This window comes from Paenibacillus sp. GSMTC-2017 (assembly GCF_016019935.1).
Lineage (GTDB): Bacteria > Bacillota > Bacilli > Paenibacillales > Paenibacillaceae > Pristimantibacillus.
Window position 1 is genome coordinate 477,078 of record NZ_JAECMT010000001.1, and the last position, 16,588, is coordinate 493,665.

A 16,588-nucleotide genomic window follows, 5' to 3' on the forward strand; every position below is an offset into this window, starting at 1 on the left:
AGACTACTCCCCTCGTACTAAACGTAATATATCATTATAAGTTACTACTAACATTAATAGCATTAACATAGCAAATCCAACGAAATGAACCATGCTTTCTTTACTTGGATCGAGCGGCCGCCTTCTTATGCCTTCTAGCCCTAGGAAGAGCAATCTGCTACCATCAAGTGCTGGTACTGGCAGAAGGTTAAATATTCCTAAGTAGAGACTTAGCAGTGCTGTCCAAGATGTTAATTGCGCGATTCCTTTTTTGGCAATTTGACTAGTTACTTCTGCTGTTCTAACAGGTCCGCCTAGATCATCGAGCTTGAATTGGCCTGTCACTAACATCTTTAAGTTTTCGAAAATAAATACAGTTGACGACTTCATAAGTTCAGCAGATCTTGTGACCGTTTCAACTGCTGTTGCGGGACGTGTAGGAAGTGATGGAGTAATTCCCACCTTTCCATCACCAGCTTCATCAGGACGAGGCGTAACTACTACTACCTGCGCTTGTCCTTCTCGTATAATAGTCATCTCTACTGGCTTGTTTGGAGATTTTCCGATGATATCAATCATTTTCGCAACATCTGCACCGATTTTCACACCGTTTACAGAATCAATGATATCACCTTTTTTCAGATCCACTTCGGACGCTGGTGCTTTCTCTAGAACACTACCGATTAAAACTTTATCTGGATTTTCGAGAGGTACACCAACCATTTGAGCATAAACGCCAAACAACACAAAAGCCAGAATAAAATTCATCATAGGGCCAGCAAATATTGCCATTGCCCGCTTGCGAATTGGTTTGCTTCCGAAATGTCTATCAATTGGAGCAATTTGCGTTTCTTTGCCCCGAGCTATTACTAATGCCTGCGGATGTACGGAGTAGTTTTCCACTTCTCCTTCCACATTGAGCGAGATGGAAAGCTTGTGTTCCAAGTCAACGGAATCTACTTCACCACGAATCGTTCCCGTTCTCTCGTCCAATCGATCGAGATAGAGACGGGTAACTAAATTGTCCTTCACCCGAATAGCTACTGTCTGTCCGGGCTGCACTTCGACTATTTCTGGATCTTCACCAGCCATTCGGACAAAACCGCCCGCTGGAATTAATCGAAGGGTGAATCTAGTCTCGCCCCGTTTTAAAGAAAATAACTTCGGTCCAAAACCGATTGCAAATTCTCTAACGAGTATCCCCGCACGTTTCGCGAAGTAATAATGACCCCATTCATGAATTGTCACAATGACGAAAAAAACTAAAACGGTCAAAAAAACGACCTGAATCGTTCCCATAGAAGTGTTGCCCCCTGTTCGTTACGGCCTGTACTTAGATTATCATTATTCTCCTATCCGATACAAGAGAACCACTTTTTCGGTAATGATCAGACCGATGCCGCCAGACTCCGTGCCCATTCGTCTACTTCCGTAATCGTTTCAAGATCATTAATGTCACAAATACTATGACGCTCGATGACCGTTTCCAATACTCGTTCAATATCAAGGAATGTGATCTCACCATTTAAGAAACGAGCTACTGCCACTTCGTTGGCTGCATTTAGTACAGTAGGAGCAGATTGACCTCTTCTTCCACATTCGTACGCCAACCTGAGACATGGATATCGTCCAAAGTCCATTGCCCTGAAATTTAATTTTCCGATGGCAGCAAGATTTAACCGTTCTGTAGGTGTAACTAATCGATCCGGGTACGTTAATGCATATTGAATGGGAACACGCATATCCGGCATACCCAATTGAGCTATCACACTATGATCAACAAACTCAACATAAGAATGAATGATACTCTCAGGATGAATCAAAACATCAATCTGATCATATGTAAGATCAAACAGCCATCTAGCTTCAATAACCTCTAAACCTTTGTTTATCATTGTTGCAGAATCAATCGTAATTTTGGCTCCCATTGACCAGTTGGGATGATTAAGTGCTTCAGATACAGTAACGCCTTCTAGTTCTGCTCGGCTACGATCGCGGAATGAACCACCCGAAGCCGTTAACGTTATACCTTTTACAGCTTTACGTTGCTCACCATTTAAACATTGAAAAATAGCAGAGTGTTCACTATCAATCGGCAAAATTGAAACGCCTTGTTTCTTAGCACGTTCCATTACGATATGTCCTGCAGTAACTAATGTCTCTTTATTGGCTAGCCCAATCGTTTTACCTGCATCAACAGCAGCAAGCGTCGCCGGTAGTCCTCTACTTCCAAGTATTGCTGTTACGACGGTATCAGCCTCTGTTCCAGCGGCAACCTCAATTAAGCCCTCTTCACCATACACAACTTTAGTACTCGAAGGTAAATGTGGTCGTGCTTGTTCAGCAAGCTCTTTCGTCGCTAAGCTAACAATAGCTGGTTTAAAGGTTTTTGCCTGTTCAATGACCAAATTTACGTTAGTACCAGCTGATAAACCAACAATTTGGAAACGATCAGGTTGATTTTTTACGACGTCAAGTGTCTGAGTTCCGATGGAGCCAGTTGAGCCTAGTAATGATATTTTTTTCAAAAGGATACCTCCATGCCTATAGGTGAATAAGTTCAGTGAGCAGGAGCAATGGGAATACAATTATCCAACTATCGCAACGATCTAGCACACCACCATGTCCAGGAAGTAAACTTCCTGTATCTTTAATTCCTTTGACACGTTTGTACGCAGATTGAATCAAATCACCAAATTGTCCCGCAACTGCAGCCACAATTCCGATAATGAGCGCTTTTGAAATACTAATTAATTCAGGCGATACCAATGCAAATATAACGGCCACAAGAAGAGAAACAGCAATACCACCTACTGCTCCTTCAATCGTCTTGTTAGGACTAATGGAAGGCCATAGCTTTGTTTTGCCGATTGCTTTTCCTACAAAATAAGCACCAATATCTGATGCCCAAATACAACCAAAAGCTAGGAAAGTCCAAAACAAACCATGTGTATCAATCGCTCTAACCGATATCATGGCAGAAAAACCATAACCAATATAAATAGACCCCAGCAACATTAGTGCTGCTCCATCTATTGTTGTTTTATTTTTAGTTATGACGCTAATCGCCATAAGAAGGAATGCTAACATCCACACCATCGTCATCTCAGAAGGGAGCTCTATTCCCCACGAGGACCATGGCAAAACAAAATATAATACTCCTCCGTAACCAAGCAATGCAGAAGGATGGAACGGATTAACACCATTCATGCGAGAATATTCTTTGAATCCGATAATAGCTAATAGTATGAGCAGGCCAGTATAAAACGCTCCGCCCATAACTGTAATGGCAATAAACAATGCGCCTGCAATAACACCGGTAATCAATCGTTGTTTCAAAGCAAAGTCACACTCCGTCAGATGAAGCTATAAACCGCCATATCGACGAGCACGTCGTTGATATTCTTGAATGGCTTCATAAAGATGCTTTTCTGTAAACTCTGGCCAATAAACATCTGTGAACCAAAGCTCGCTATAAGCAAGTTGCCACAGCATGAAATTACTTAGCCGTAGTTCTCCACTTGTTCGGATGAGCAAATCCGGATCAGGCAGCTCACAGGACAATAGGTTTCTAGACATAACTGTTTCGTCAATTTCTGCAACTGACAGATGCCCTTGCTGAACATCCTTTGCTATCTCTTTGACGGCTTCAAGCATTTCAAGCCTGCTACCGTAATTGAGTGCAAAATTAAGAACAAGACCCGTATTATTTTCCGTCTTCTTAATAGCTTCTTCTAAAGCGCTAACTGTATGCGAAGGAAGTTTTTCACGTGTTCCCATCATACGCACTTGAACATTATTTTTAATTAGCTCATCTAATTCGATTTCAAGAAACTGTTGAGGTAGCTTCATTAAAAAATCTACTTCATCTTTAGGACGTTTCCAGTTTTCTGTAGAGAAAGCGTACATCGTCAAATATTTGATGCCTAGCCGATTCGCGGCGATTGTTATACGTTTTACCGTCTTCATCCCGGAACGATGACCCGCCACACGCGGCAACCCGCGTTTTTTTGCCCATCGGCCGTTTCCATCCATAATAATAGCTACATGCAGAGGGATGTTTTCTGGCGCCAGCGAATCAGCCTTCGGTAAGGACGATTTGCCTAGTTTGGCCCAAAGTCGCTTGATCATCTAGCTTCCTCCCAACCGATATGAGAAAACCTCCACCAAGCCGTTAGCGGGGAAAGCGACCAGGAAATCTGGTAAGCTAATTCGCTCCGAGAGCAAGAGGAAGGTTTGGTCAAAATGTAACCCCACCTATCGGAGGGGCTCTTTGTATGTTTATACTTCCATAATCTCTTTTTCTTTACCAACTAGAACCTTTTCTACTTCAGCAATAAACTTATCCGTTGCTTTTTGAATATCTTCTTGATGACGACGTGATTCATCTTCGGAAATATCCGTTTTTTCTAGTTTTTTAATGTCATCGTTAGCATCACGGCGAATGTTGCGGATAGCAACTTTTGCTTCTTCACCGAATTTTTTCGATGTTTTTACCAAATCAACACGACGTTCTTCAGTAAGTGGTGGAACGGAAATACGAATCGCTGTTCCATCATTAGATGGAGTAATTCCCAAGTCCGATTTCATAATCGCCTTTTCAATCGCAGAAACAGACGATTTGTCCCAAGGTGTAATCATTACTGTACGAGAGTCTGGTGTATTAATATTAGCTAATTGGCTAAGTGGTGTTAAAGCACCATAATATTCAACCTGGATCCGATCCAGAAGCGACGGACTTGCTTTGCCTGCTCTAAGTGTTGACAAGTCGCGTTTCAGGGCAGAGATTGCTTTGTCCATCCGTTCTTCGGCGTTTTTCTTAATAGCTTGTGGCATTATTTAGCACTTCCTTTCACAATCGTTCCGATTTTTTCTCCGAGTACAACGCGTTTAATATTACCATTCTCAGTAATTGAGAATACGATAAGTGGAATATTGTTATCCATACATAGCGAAGAAGCAGTTGAGTCCATAACACCTAGATTAAGATTTAGCATATCCATATATGTCAGTTCTTCAAACTTCTCAGCTGTCTCATCCTTAAACGGATCAGCAGAATAAACACCATCTACTTTGTTTTTAGCCATAAGTATAACTTCTGCTTCGATCTCAGCTGCACGAAGAGCTGCTGTCGTATCCGTAGAGAAGAACGGGTTTCCTGTTCCAGCTGCGAAAATAACGACACGTCCCTTTTCCAAGTGGCGAATGGCACGACGTCTAATATATGGCTCTGCGATCTGCTGCATAGCGATCGATGTTTGTACACGTGTTGGCACATCAATTTGCTCTAGCGCGTCTTGAAGCGCAAGTGAGTTCATTACCGTTGCAAGCATGCCCATATAATCTGCTGTTGCCCGATCAATTCCTTTTGCCGAACCAGCGATACCTCTCCAAATGTTACCTCCACCAACAACGATGGCAACTTCAACACCAAGAGCGATAACTTCTTTAACTTGATTGGCAATAGATGAGATGACAGTTGACTCGATACCGAAACCTTCCTGCCCTGACAATGATTCTCCGCTTACCTTTAAGACGATCCGTTTAAATACAGGATGTTCCAACGTTTCTACCTCCATCATGCACCTCGCGTGCGAGGTCCTTCATTTTTGTTTCTATTATAGAAGCAAGGCGAGGCGGACGCCCCGCCCCGCCTGTGCGTTCGGATTAAAGTTTTGCTTGAGCCATAACTTCTTCAACGAAGTTGTCAACTTTTTTCTCAAGACCTTCACCAAGTTCATAACGAACGAAGCGACGGATAGCAATGTTTTCACCGATTTTGTTGATTTTTTCGTTCAACAAGTCGGAGATTTTTAGGTCTGGATTTTTAATGAAGGATTGCTCAAGCAAGCAATACTCTTCATAGTATTTGGAAATACGGCCTTCAACCATTTTCTCAACGATTTTTTCTGGTTTACCTTCGTTAAGAGCTTGGTTTTTAAGAATTTCTTTTTCTTTTTCTAGCTCTTCAGCAGAAACCTCTTCACGACGAACGAACTTAGGATTCGATGCTGCAATATGCATAGCGATATCTTTAGCAAATTCGCGGAATTGATCTGTTTTAGCAACAAAATCAGTTTCGCAGTTTACTTCAACGATTACGCCAATACGGCCGCCAGCATGAATGTATGATTCAACAACGCCTTCAGTAGCAATACGACCAGCTTTGTTTGCAGTTGCTGCTAGACCTTTCTCACGAAGAACAGCGATCGCTTTATCAACATCGCCACCTGTTTCGTCTAGTGCTTTTTTACAATCGAGCATTCCTGCTCCTGTTCTTTCACGAAGTTCCTTTACCGCGCTCGCATTAACTGCCATGAAAAACCCTCCTAAAAGTTTACATCTGAATTTTGTTCAAAAAAAGGGTAGTGAGAGGTTTTCACCATCTGACCACCCTTTGTTGTTATCGAAATTGTGTTAACAGCTTTAATTAAGCTGTTTGCTCGCCTTGATTAGCTTCAACAATTGCGTCAGCCATCTTAGCAGTAAGCAATTTAACCGCACGGATTGCATCATCGTTACCAGGGATAACGTAGTCGATTTCGTCCGGATCGCAGTTTGTATCAACGATACCAACAATTGGGATACCCAATTTACGAGCTTCTGCTACTGCAATACGCTCTTTACGTGGATCGATAATGAACAAAGCGCTAGGAAGACCTTTCATGCCTTTGATTCCGCCCAAGAATTTTTGCAAGCGATCTTTCTCTTTGCGAAGAATGATAACTTCTTTCTTAGGTAGAACTTCAAACGTGCCGTCCTCTTCCCATTTCTCAAGCTGTTTCAAACGATCAATACGTTTTTGAATAGTTGAGAAGTTAGTCAAAGTTCCGCCGAGCCAACGTTGGTTGATGTAGAAGTTTCCACAACGCTCAGCTTCTTCTTTCACTGAATCTTGAGCTTGCTTTTTCGTGCCGACGAACAACATAGTGCCGCCCTCTGCAGCGATCGATTTAACAAAGTTGTAAGCCTCATCAACTTTCTTAACCGTTTTTTGCAAGTCAATAATGTAAATTCCGTTTCTTTCTGTGAAGATATAACGATCCATCTTCGGGTTCCAACGACGAGTCTGATGACCGAAGTGTACCCCAGCTTCTAGTAGCTGTTTCATGGAAATAACCGCCATGTCCTCAACACCTCCTGTAATGGTTTTTTTGTGTGTCCCTCCGCCAATCGCATTTTCCGTCAAAACTTTCGCCGAGCGAAAGCACCATTAACGGAATTGATAGGCGTGTGATTTTAACACCGTCATTTAATATATCATAAATGCTGTTGCTGTGCAAGATTTCATTACAAATTGATAACCTTCAATCGGGCAAAAAGCAACTTCTGGTATAGTAGCAACTTTTACTATGATTGATCTTTCTTAAACTGGTCTACTTCAGCTTTCGTTAATGGTTCACCGGTTACAATTTCTATCGCTTCCTCTACGGTCATCCCTTTAGAGCACAAAAAATAACCTGCGCGAATCCGCTTCTTAGATGCCTTCATTTTACGAATAAATTCTGAAGCATCATCTACAATTTCTGCGGTTGCAAGCAAGTTGGCTGTCGTTGTAATTTTGAAACCTGCCTTAATGTGAACCAATTGTTTAACAGATTCAGTTGATTCGGATATAGGAGTTGCAATTGGTTCTTTTGACGTTGTATCATCCTTTGGCTTCGCAGTTGCTGTACTTGTAGGTTTAACAACTTGCGAAGATGTTGGAACCGGCGCTGGCGACACTTGAGCTGGTTGTTTGATACTACTAGACTCATCTAACTTATCGCTAATATCATTTAGGTTACTTTGACTATCTTTTCCGATATGAACCATTTCAAGTAGCAATGCTCCAACGATAATTCCAGCTCCAAGACCAAGAAAAAAGGATCGTTTATTAAACATGCTGCGATCCCTCCTGTTTTGCTAGGCCGATTATTAATTGAACTTCCCCTTTATTCATACCAAGTTTTTTTGCAATGGATTCAATCGATTTACCAGCTGTATAAAGTTGAAAAAGCTCTGGGTAACGTGCATGTATCGTTCCATGATCAGTCGGAGACATGTTTTCACTGTCCATCTGCTTTTGGTTATTTTCCAACGAATGATCTGAAATAGAAGTCTTCAGCAGTCCAGTATTCCCTAGAAGTTGTGAAGCTTGACTCACGCTAGGAGTCATTGCTGCCATCCCTGTGACGGTCGATTGAAGCTGTTCCTCTAGTTGCTGGCAACGCTTTTCTAATGCAATAATACGGTCATCCTTTTTCTCGGATTCCAGTTTGCTCGATTGCTGGGCAGATACAACAAGTTTCACTAGATCCTCATTGTCCTTCTCCATGTTTTCCATAAATTGCTCTAATGCCGTTTCCATATTCCGTACGGATTGAGCTGCTTGCGGAGGGGTATCTTGCTTTCTCTTAGGCATAACGAAGGCGCCTACAATTACAACCGCTCCAACAAGTAAAATATAATGTAATGGCTGCATCGTCTAAATCCCGCCTTTCGAATTATCCATTTCGTTACAACTTAATATCTAACCGATGACCTTTATAGGGATGTGCGGGTGACTCGCACGACTCTTCATCTTTATTTTCCTTATCCTGACTTCGTTTGCTCTTCTTATGTAAATTGCTCTGATTGCTCTCTTGATCTGCACGAACCTGAGATTTGGAAGATTGCTCAACCGCCGTATTTTGCTTGCGTAGCTCTTCTGTAAGTTTCGTTGCTTGATTAGCTAAAATATTTTGCTCTGATAATGGCTTTTGCAAGGCTTGTTGATGCATACTGCCAAATTCCTGCGTTCGAGGAACTGACATTTGCAAATCTAACGGCTTAAACGTCATTTCAGTTCTCCCCTTCCGGGTCAACGTTCATATCCTTTATTGATGATAGGGTACTAGTGCAATATCGCCATCCATTAGACGGAAAGTAACCCGTTGAGCGCTATCTTTCACAAACTTTGTATATCGACCGATTACCATCTTCGTTCCGCTATAAACTGTCCCACTTACATCTATTCTAGAACGTTCCGTGTTCTCTAACATCTTTTCAATTTCGAGCATACGGGTTTTTGATTCATCAATTGACATTGCTGTTTGTCGCTTCGTTGCACTCAGCTTTGAACGCATAGCAAGCCGATCTGGGGTTAATTGTCCTGCAGATGCTAATTGATCTAATATCGTTAACGCTTTATCTGTTTTATCATTACTTTCAACTGATTGTTTTATTAAAGCACGGAGCTCGAGAAATTCCTCTCGAAGCTGAGGATTAACGCCAACTTCTATAGCTGTTGCTGTGGACATGGAGTTCCCGATTGTTCGTGCCAGTACTACTTCTCCCGCTTGAACGATACCGCCTACGATAAGACCTTTAGATCCAGAACAAGTTACATTTCGGCCTGCCTTAACAGCTGAATGCATAATGCTTTGTGAAACTAGTACGTCCTCACCAGCGTATACATTGCCATCTTGGATAAAAGAGCTTTTTACATTGCAAGCAGCTTTCACATATCCTTTATTTCCTGCCATAATGCCACTCGTTATTTCGATAGAACCATCAGACTCTAGCTCCGCACCTTCAACGCCGCCTATTACTCGGATATCACCAGATGCTCTTACTCGAAAACCATTTAAAACATTGCCACGAATAACAACTGTTCCGACAAAATCAATATTTCCAACGCTATAATTAACATCACCATTTACTTCATAAACAGGGAACACATTAATTTTCCCTTTATCCGTCAAAGTTATTAAGCCATCTATAGCTGCGTATAGCGCTGTCTGCTCGCCATTCATAACCACATTTTTGCCAACTTTAAACCGAACACGCTTTCCGTATTTCGGTTCGATCACATCACCTGTAACAGACATTCCTGCAGGGCCTGCCTGTGGTTCTACTAGCTCTGCTATTAGCTGGCCTCGCTTGGCATTTTTAAGCTGAGTAACTTCCTTTAGATCAATTTTCCCTTCGGTATCCTCGGAAGGCTTATGCCCTCCATTGTCAATATCGAATGCATATCGGATGAAGCCATCTGTACCTGGGACTGAGTTTTTTCCTTGGGCGACTAAGGTTTGCTCTCGACAAAAAGCTAATGGATTTTTACTTAATTGATCTATTACATCCATCTTAAGCCCATGGACTACACCTTTACTTCGAATGAAGAGTTCCCATTCTTCAAAAGTACACGCAAATTCATCTGTAATTCGACTAAATGTAATAAAGGCAGACAGCTTATCAGCTGATATCTGGATACGTAGGTATGAGTCTAGTTGTTGATTATCCACCTTACTCCCCCCTTTCTAATGTTGCATAAGTTGATCTTTATGTTTAGCCAATGCTCCCCGCAACCTTAATATGGCTTTGGAATGGAGCTGGGATATTCTCGATGGTGAAAGTGACATCACTTCCGCAATTTCGCTAAGCGAAAGTTCCTCATAGTAGAATAGTGATACAACCGTTCTTTCTTTTTCCGTTAGACGTTCTATACCGCTAACTAATGATTCTTTCAAATAAAATTCATGCACTTTATGATCCGGATTTTTAGCTTTATCATCCACTAACAAAGACATTCTAGTTTCCGATTCCTCTTCGCGGATAGGATCATCTAGAGAACATATCGTTGCAATTGATATGTCTTGAAGCATCGTTGTAAATTCTTTTTCTGTCAATTGTAAATAATTGCTGACTTCTGCATCTGTTACCGAGCGCATAAACTGCTGTTCCAAATGTTGATAGGCATCTTCAACCCGCTTCGCTTTTTCACGGACGGATCGAGGGACCCAATCTCCCTGCCTCAACCCATCGATTATTGAACCGCGAATCCGCCATGAAGCGTATGTTTCAAACTGAAGACCTCGCAAATAATCAAACTTCTCGATGGCATCAATAAGTCCCATCACACCGTTGCTTGCGAGATCATCTTTTATTACGTTTTTTGGCAGACCAATAGCCATACGATTGGTCACATAATCTACAAGAGGCAAATAATTTTCTATTAGCCCCTTTTTTGCTTCAAGATCACCATGTTCTTTCCATGCTTGCCACATCTGGATGTTAGTCAAATGAGGCGTCTTTAGCTCAGTCATTGACTCACTCTCCTGTCAGCTGACGGATTGCTTTCGCTAAATCCTCTGGTTGCTTGTTGTTAGTTGATACAAATTGTGGTGGTGTTAACGGACGGAAGCTCTGATCGCTTTCATCCGAATTAGCCATTTCTTCGCGATCGGTACCTTGCGCTCCACTTTGCAGTTGTCCTTTAAGCAGGTCGTTTAAATCATCGCTCTCATCAGGGGTCGTTAGATCCAATTGTCCACCCTTTTCTTCTTGCTCATGAAACGGTTCGCCAACAATGGCAGGAGGACGCAATATAAATGCAAGAAGAGCGCGAACTAGGTAACCGAGAACAAAAAATGCTATACATGCATATAAACTTCTAAGTAAAATGACTGACAACGGATTGTTGCCGATCGAGAATAAGACCGTTAGTCCCACACCCAATATTCCGAATGCTACATTCCATCGCCATGTTCCCAGCATCTTAAATCTCCTTTGTTCCAAACTGCACGCTTCTTATATGAAGAATGCCATTGTTACTTTCAAACTCAACCGTTCTGCCGTAGTTGCCACCAGTGTCCTGTGACAAAATCGGAATTTTGTACTGGTTCATCATTGCAATACATGACTCTACGTTACGAGGGCCAATTCGAAGTGAATCAGATTGTCCCGAAAAAGCAAACATTTGAGCTCCTCCAGCCATTTTCGCTTCCATTCGCTCAAGTCTAGCTCCTACTGCTTTCATTCGCTCTAGAAGTTCAGGGATAGCTGTATCCGCATACTTTGCAACGTTGAACTGTGATTCACGAGCAATGTCAGATGATGGCAACATGACATGCGCCATACCGGCAACTTTGCTCTTTGGATCATAAAGAGTAAGACCCACACATGAACCTAAACCCGTTGTTTTCAAAATAGCTCCATCTATTGCGATGTTAAGATCAGCCATACCAACCTTCACTAACGTTTGCCCAATCATCCCTTACCGACTCCCAATGACTTGAAAATTTTGTTGAAAGATTCAGGATCAGGTATAAGGAAAAAATGTCCATCCAGAGATTGGCGATCTTCTAGAAACGTCGTCTCAATAAGCAAAGCGGAGTCTCCCATTTCTCCATATTGCATGAGGCCATAGCTCAATATCGCCCCAGCCATATCATGTGCAATGGCCGGAACTGAAGGTACCATTGACAACCTTGTAAAGTCAGCTAGAGAAGAAAGATAGGAGCCGGCAAGAATGTTTCCAATCTCACAGAGTGCGGACAATTCCATTTCAGAATATCCATCATCATCCTGGTGATTCATTGCAAGCAATTGTTTCAACATACGCTTTGCGGATGCTTCTTCGATAATAAAGAACATATTACCGGGTGCTTCCCCTTCAACTCTCAGAAAAACCGCTAATACGATTTGTTCTGCTCCACCAACTCGCTCAGCTACTTCTTCGAATGGGACTAAGCTAACTCTTGGCACTGCCATATCTACGGGCTTGTCCAATAATTTTGACAATGCCGTTGCTGCGTTACCTGCACCAATATTGCCGACTTCCTTAAGCACATCTAGCTCAAAGGCTTCGAAAGATTCAAATAATGTCACAGACTATACCTCTAGTTGCTCAAGTTGGATTATTTCGTTTTTATTTAGAACTTCAGACAAGTTAAGCATAATGAGCAAACGTCCTTCCCCAAGCTTAGCAATGCCACGCAAATATTTCGCTTTAATTCCACCTACTATTTCTGGAGGTGAATCTATCGTTTCCGTATCAATGTCAATGACGTCATTAGCGGAATCAACGATAAATCCTACTTCAAGATCAGCTACTGCTACAACAATAATACGTGTGTTATCTGTTAAAGCAGTCTCAGTTAAATTAAAGCGCCCTCTTAGATCAATTATCGGTACTACGATACCACGTAGATTAATTACCCCTTTAATGAAGGCAGCTGTTTTCGGTACTCGAGTAATTGGTGACAATCTTTCAATTGTGCGGACTTTATCAACTTCAATTCCGTACTCCTCGCTACCTAGCGCGAATACGATAACTTTAAGTTCTTCTCCCATTGAAAAAACCTCCTTATTTGATAAGTGCGTTCGGATCAATAATAAGTGCTACGTAACCATCACCAAGAATGGTAGCTCCAGAAATGGCATGGATATTCGTTAAATAGTTACCCAATGATTTAAGTACAATTTCACTTTGACCAATGAACTCATCTACCATAATAGCTGCCCATTTTTCACCTTTGCGAATAACAATAATTTCTGTTTCTTGCTCATTCGATTCGTCAAAGCTAGTTGATTCGAGCACTTGGCTCAAAGAAATGACAGGAATAATAGATTTACGGAACTCTATCATTTGATTACCATGAACATTCAAAATACTAGATCTTTGAATAATTCCCGTCTCCACTATTGAAGACAATGGTATCGCATATTTCTCATCACCTAATTTAATTAGCATGGCTGATATGATTGAAAGTGTAAGTGGCAGCTGTACTGAAAATTTCGTTCCTTTTCCTAGAGCGGAACTTATAGTAACATTTCCGCCAAGCGAAGTAATTTTCGTTTTTACAACATCTAATCCTACACCTCGGCCAGATATATCAGAAATTTTATCCGCTGTACTGAACCCTGGTGCAAATATAAGCATGTTGATTTCGTCGTCAGAAAGTTTCTTGCTTTCTTCTTCCGTAATTACTCCATTTTTGATTGCTGTATTGAGCACTCGTTCATGATTAATTCCGCGACCATCTTCTTCGACTTCTATAAATACATGATTACCACTATGGTAAGCACGAAGATAGATTGTTCCTGTTTCTGGTTTGCCTGCTGCTAGTCGTTCCTGGACCGATTCAATACCATGATCAACTGAGTTGCGGAGCAAATGGACGAGAGGATCTCCTATCTCGTCAATTACAGTGCGGTCAAGTTCTGTATCTGCACCAATAATATCGAGTTCGATCTTTTTGTCTAATGTTTTCGCTAAATCTCGTATCATACGAGGGAATCGATTGAACACCGAATCCACTGGGACCATTCGTAATTTCAACACGATATTTTGCAAGTCGGAGCTTACTCTCGACATATGCTCTACGGTTTCAGTTAGATCAACTCTCTTTATTTCACTAGCGAGTTGTTCCAACCTTACTCTATCGATCAACAGCTCACTGAATAGGTTCATAAGGGTATCCAAACGTTCAATATCGACACGAATGGTTTTTGCTACCCCAGCTCCTTGAGCTGCTGCTTGCGCAGGCTTTTTGACACTTTCGCTCTGTTCCTTTGCCCCAGTCACAGCCACTTTAGATGTTTCAACTATTTTCTCTGGCGCTTCAACAGTTGCTGCAGCTGGAGCAATCGTTAAAGATTCTAATGACTCAGCATCAAGTGGCGTTACTTGAACGGAATGTATCTCTGAAATATTTAAAATTTGATCCTTTAATTGTTGTTCACTTAATGTAGAAATAGTAAATACCGAGAAAGTTCTATCAAACTTTTCTTGCTCTAAATCTTGAACGGTTGGCTCAGCTTTGACGACTTCACCGTTACGTTCTAGCAAATCGAATACCATATAGGCACGAACAGCTTTTAGCACACAATTTTCGTCAACTGTTACTTGGATAAAAAATGGCTGATGACCACCTTCCATCGATTGCAACATGATAGACGCTTGGAATTGATCAAGCAACACTGAATTAGATGATCCTGCTCCTCCACTCGGAGCAGCAATTGACGTTTCTGTTGAAGCACCTGAAGCTTCATCACTTTTATAATCACTCTTCAATATTTTTTGAAGAGAAGCAACGATAGATGTAACATCTGCTTTACCAGTTCCGCCGTTTACGATATCCTGCACCATCGCTTCAAGTGCATCTAGACCTTTAAAGAGGGTATCAAAGATAAAACTATCCATCTTAAGCTTACTGTTACGGACCAAATCAAGCACATTCTCCATCTCATGCGTTAGCGAAGCTAGATCCTCGTAACCCATCGTAGCTGACATTCCTTTAAGCGTATGAGCGGATCGAAAAATTGATTGTACGATACTTAGATCCTCAGGATCGCTTTCTAATCGAAGCAGGTTTTCGTTCAAGGATTGAAGATGATCATTTGATTCGTCTATAAACATGGACAAATATGCGTTCATATCCATTTTTCTAGCACCTCCTGTTAGTATGATCGAGCACAACCTAACTTTTATCTAATACTGCTTTTACAAGTTTTGATGCGATTTGCTGTAGGGGAAGAACCGTCTGTACACAATGTGTTTCTACAGCAGCACGCGGCATACCATATACGATACATGTTTCTTCTGACTCTGCTATCGTTGAAGCTGCACCATTATCAGCGAGCATCTTCATGCCTTTAGCACCGTCACTGCCCATACCTGTCATGATGACCGCATGGCGTTCCAATTCCTTAAACGGTACAACTGATTCGAACAAAACATCTACTGAAGGACGGTGGCCATTTCGTTGTGGTTGATCCGTTAATCGAATGGCATAACCCGTTACGTCTTTTGTAAGTTCCATATGGAACCCACCAGGTGCAATATAGACGACACCAGCGCTTACTCTCATCCCTTGTTCTGCCTCAACTACTTGTAGAGCGCTAAAGCTGTCCAAACGCTGGGCCAACGATTTGGTGAATCTAGGCGGCATATGCTGAACGACGAGAACTGGTGCTTGCAATGAATCAGGAAGTGCAGTTATAACTTCATGTAGCGCTCGCGGCCCACCTGTTGAAGTTCCAATTACGATAATGTTCTTAAATGATCCTTTCTCCTTACGTGATAAAACAGGCTCATTTTTGGGGAGAGCAGTTTGGAACTCTATAAGCTTACTCTCCTGTTTCTCTACCTTTTTCTCTACCTTTTTCTCTACCTTTTTCTCTACTACCGTTTTTTTGTTAGCAATTGAAGCAGGGTTGGAATCGATTCTCGATTTTGTATCTGGGCTTACTTCTACATCGGCTGCTTTGTGCAAATTATGTAACGGTAATGATGCAGGCCGCCCTGCATTAGCAGGTTTTGGAGATGGCTGTTTTGTTGCTTGCTGTTTTTGGTCAATTTCCCGTACCTGCATTTCTGATTTAGGAGGACTAACCTCTTGTTTCAACTTATCTATCGATTGAACTGATTTATTTCGTTTTGTGTATACAGCAACTTTCATCTTCTCAAGCAATTGTTCACCAACCTGATGAATGTCAGTTGATATAGCGCTAGTTGGCTTGTGAATAAAGTCGAACGCGCCAAATTGCAGCGCTTTAATCGTATCTCGAGTGTTATCTTCGCTTATACCTGATAACATAATAATAGGTGTCGGATTAGACTTCATAATGAGCTGAAGTGCCTCTATCCCATTCATTACAGGCATTTCAAGATCCATCGTGATGACATCTGGTTTATACTCCGCTGCCGCAGCCACAGCTTCCATTCCATTTACAGCTGTAGCTACTATGTGGAATCGATCGTCCTGCACGATGAGATCACTTATAATTTTCCGCATAAATGCGGAATCATCAACGACTAATACGCGATAAGGAGCCAATCGTATCCCCCCTCTCATTTTCAAAG

19 protein-coding genes are annotated in these 16,588 nt (G+C 41.7%); all 19 read right to left on the reverse strand.

The annotated features are described in order from the left end of the window. Nucleotides 1–3: 3 nt before the first annotated feature. Nucleotides 4–1,278 (reverse strand): RIP metalloprotease RseP, encoded by a 1,275-nt coding sequence (rseP, locus tag I6N90_RS02120; protein ID WP_197933856.1) that lies wholly within the window; start codon nt 1,276–1,278, stop codon nt 4–6. An 89-nt stretch (nt 1,279–1,367) separates the two neighbouring features. After that, nucleotides 1,368–2,507 carry a 1-deoxy-D-xylulose-5-phosphate reductoisomerase gene (locus tag I6N90_RS02125; RefSeq protein ID WP_197933857.1) on the reverse strand — a complete coding sequence of 380 codons (1,140 nt, stop codon included), beginning with the start codon at nt 2,505–2,507 and terminating at the stop codon, nt 1,368–1,370. Between the two features lie 16 nt (nt 2,508–2,523). After that, complete coding sequence (locus I6N90_RS02130) at nt 2,524–3,318, reverse strand: phosphatidate cytidylyltransferase (RefSeq protein WP_197933858.1); 795 nt, start codon at nt 3,316–3,318, stop codon at nt 2,524–2,526. 27 nt (nt 3,319–3,345) lie between these two features. Beyond that, the gene (locus tag I6N90_RS02135) at nt 3,346–4,110 is read right to left on the reverse strand and encodes an isoprenyl transferase (protein WP_197933859.1); all 765 of its coding nucleotides are present in this window, start codon (nt 4,108–4,110) and stop codon (nt 3,346–3,348) included. Nucleotides 4,111–4,260: 150 nt separating this feature from the next. Continuing rightward, nucleotides 4,261–4,815, reverse strand: a complete 555-nt coding sequence (gene frr / locus I6N90_RS02140) for a ribosome recycling factor (protein WP_197933860.1) — start codon at nt 4,813–4,815, stop codon at nt 4,261–4,263. Next, a complete protein-coding gene (gene pyrH, locus I6N90_RS02145) occupies nt 4,815–5,543 on the reverse strand; it encodes a UMP kinase (protein ID WP_197933861.1) in 729 nt (242 codons plus the stop codon). Before pyrH ends, frr begins: the two co-directional genes overlap by 1 nt. A 103-nt stretch (nt 5,544–5,646) precedes the next feature. Continuing rightward, nucleotides 5,647–6,297 (reverse strand): translation elongation factor Ts, encoded by a 651-nt coding sequence (gene tsf, locus I6N90_RS02150; protein WP_197933862.1) that lies wholly within the window; start codon nt 6,295–6,297, stop codon nt 5,647–5,649. A 112-nt stretch (nt 6,298–6,409) separates the two neighbouring features. Continuing rightward, complete coding sequence (gene rpsB / locus I6N90_RS02155) at nt 6,410–7,105, reverse strand: 30S ribosomal protein S2 (protein WP_197933863.1); 696 nt, start codon at nt 7,103–7,105, stop codon at nt 6,410–6,412. A 224-nt stretch (nt 7,106–7,329) separates the two neighbouring features. Further along, complete coding sequence (locus I6N90_RS02160) at nt 7,330–7,863, reverse strand: hypothetical protein (RefSeq protein WP_197933864.1); 534 nt, start codon at nt 7,861–7,863, stop codon at nt 7,330–7,332. Continuing rightward, nucleotides 7,856–8,443 (reverse strand): DUF6115 domain-containing protein, encoded by a 588-nt coding sequence (locus I6N90_RS02165; protein ID WP_197933865.1) that lies wholly within the window; start codon nt 8,441–8,443, stop codon nt 7,856–7,858. The genes I6N90_RS02160 and I6N90_RS02165 overlap by 8 nt, the downstream gene beginning before the upstream one ends. A 34-nt stretch (nt 8,444–8,477) precedes the next feature. After that, complete coding sequence (locus I6N90_RS02170; protein WP_197933866.1) at nt 8,478–8,801, reverse strand: hypothetical protein; 324 nt, start codon at nt 8,799–8,801, stop codon at nt 8,478–8,480. 36 nt (nt 8,802–8,837) lie between these two features. Further along, a complete protein-coding gene (locus I6N90_RS02175) occupies nt 8,838–10,244 on the reverse strand; it encodes a DUF342 domain-containing protein (protein ID WP_197933867.1) in 1,407 nt (468 codons plus the stop codon). 15 nt (nt 10,245–10,259) lie between these two features. Continuing rightward, nucleotides 10,260–11,045, reverse strand: a complete 786-nt coding sequence (locus I6N90_RS02180) for a FliA/WhiG family RNA polymerase sigma factor (protein ID WP_197933868.1) — start codon at nt 11,043–11,045, stop codon at nt 10,260–10,262. 4 nt (nt 11,046–11,049) lie between these two features. After that, nucleotides 11,050–11,496, reverse strand: coding sequence for a hypothetical protein (locus tag I6N90_RS02185; protein WP_197933869.1), 447 nt, complete (start codon nt 11,494–11,496; stop codon nt 11,050–11,052). A 1-nt stretch (nt 11,497) separates the two neighbouring features. Further along, the gene (locus I6N90_RS02190) at nt 11,498–11,992 is read right to left on the reverse strand and encodes a chemotaxis protein CheD (RefSeq protein WP_197933870.1); all 495 of its coding nucleotides are present in this window, start codon (nt 11,990–11,992) and stop codon (nt 11,498–11,500) included. Continuing rightward, nucleotides 11,989–12,609, reverse strand: a complete 621-nt coding sequence (locus I6N90_RS02195) for a chemotaxis protein CheC (RefSeq protein WP_197933871.1) — start codon at nt 12,607–12,609, stop codon at nt 11,989–11,991. The genes I6N90_RS02190 and I6N90_RS02195 overlap by 4 nt, the downstream gene beginning before the upstream one ends. A gap of 3 nt (nt 12,610–12,612) precedes the next feature. After that, nucleotides 12,613–13,074: a chemotaxis protein CheW gene (locus I6N90_RS02200; RefSeq protein WP_197933872.1), complete on the reverse strand. Its 462-nt coding sequence runs from the start codon at nt 13,072–13,074 to the stop codon at nt 12,613–12,615. 13 nt (nt 13,075–13,087) lie between these two features. Continuing rightward, the gene (locus I6N90_RS02205; RefSeq protein ID WP_197933873.1) at nt 13,088–15,166 is read right to left on the reverse strand and encodes a chemotaxis protein CheA; all 2,079 of its coding nucleotides are present in this window, start codon (nt 15,164–15,166) and stop codon (nt 13,088–13,090) included. 37 nt (nt 15,167–15,203) lie between these two features. Beyond that, nucleotides 15,204–16,562, reverse strand: a complete 1,359-nt coding sequence (locus I6N90_RS02210) for a protein-glutamate methylesterase/protein-glutamine glutaminase (RefSeq protein ID WP_197933874.1) — start codon at nt 16,560–16,562, stop codon at nt 15,204–15,206. Between the last annotated feature and the right edge of the window lie 26 nt (nt 16,563–16,588).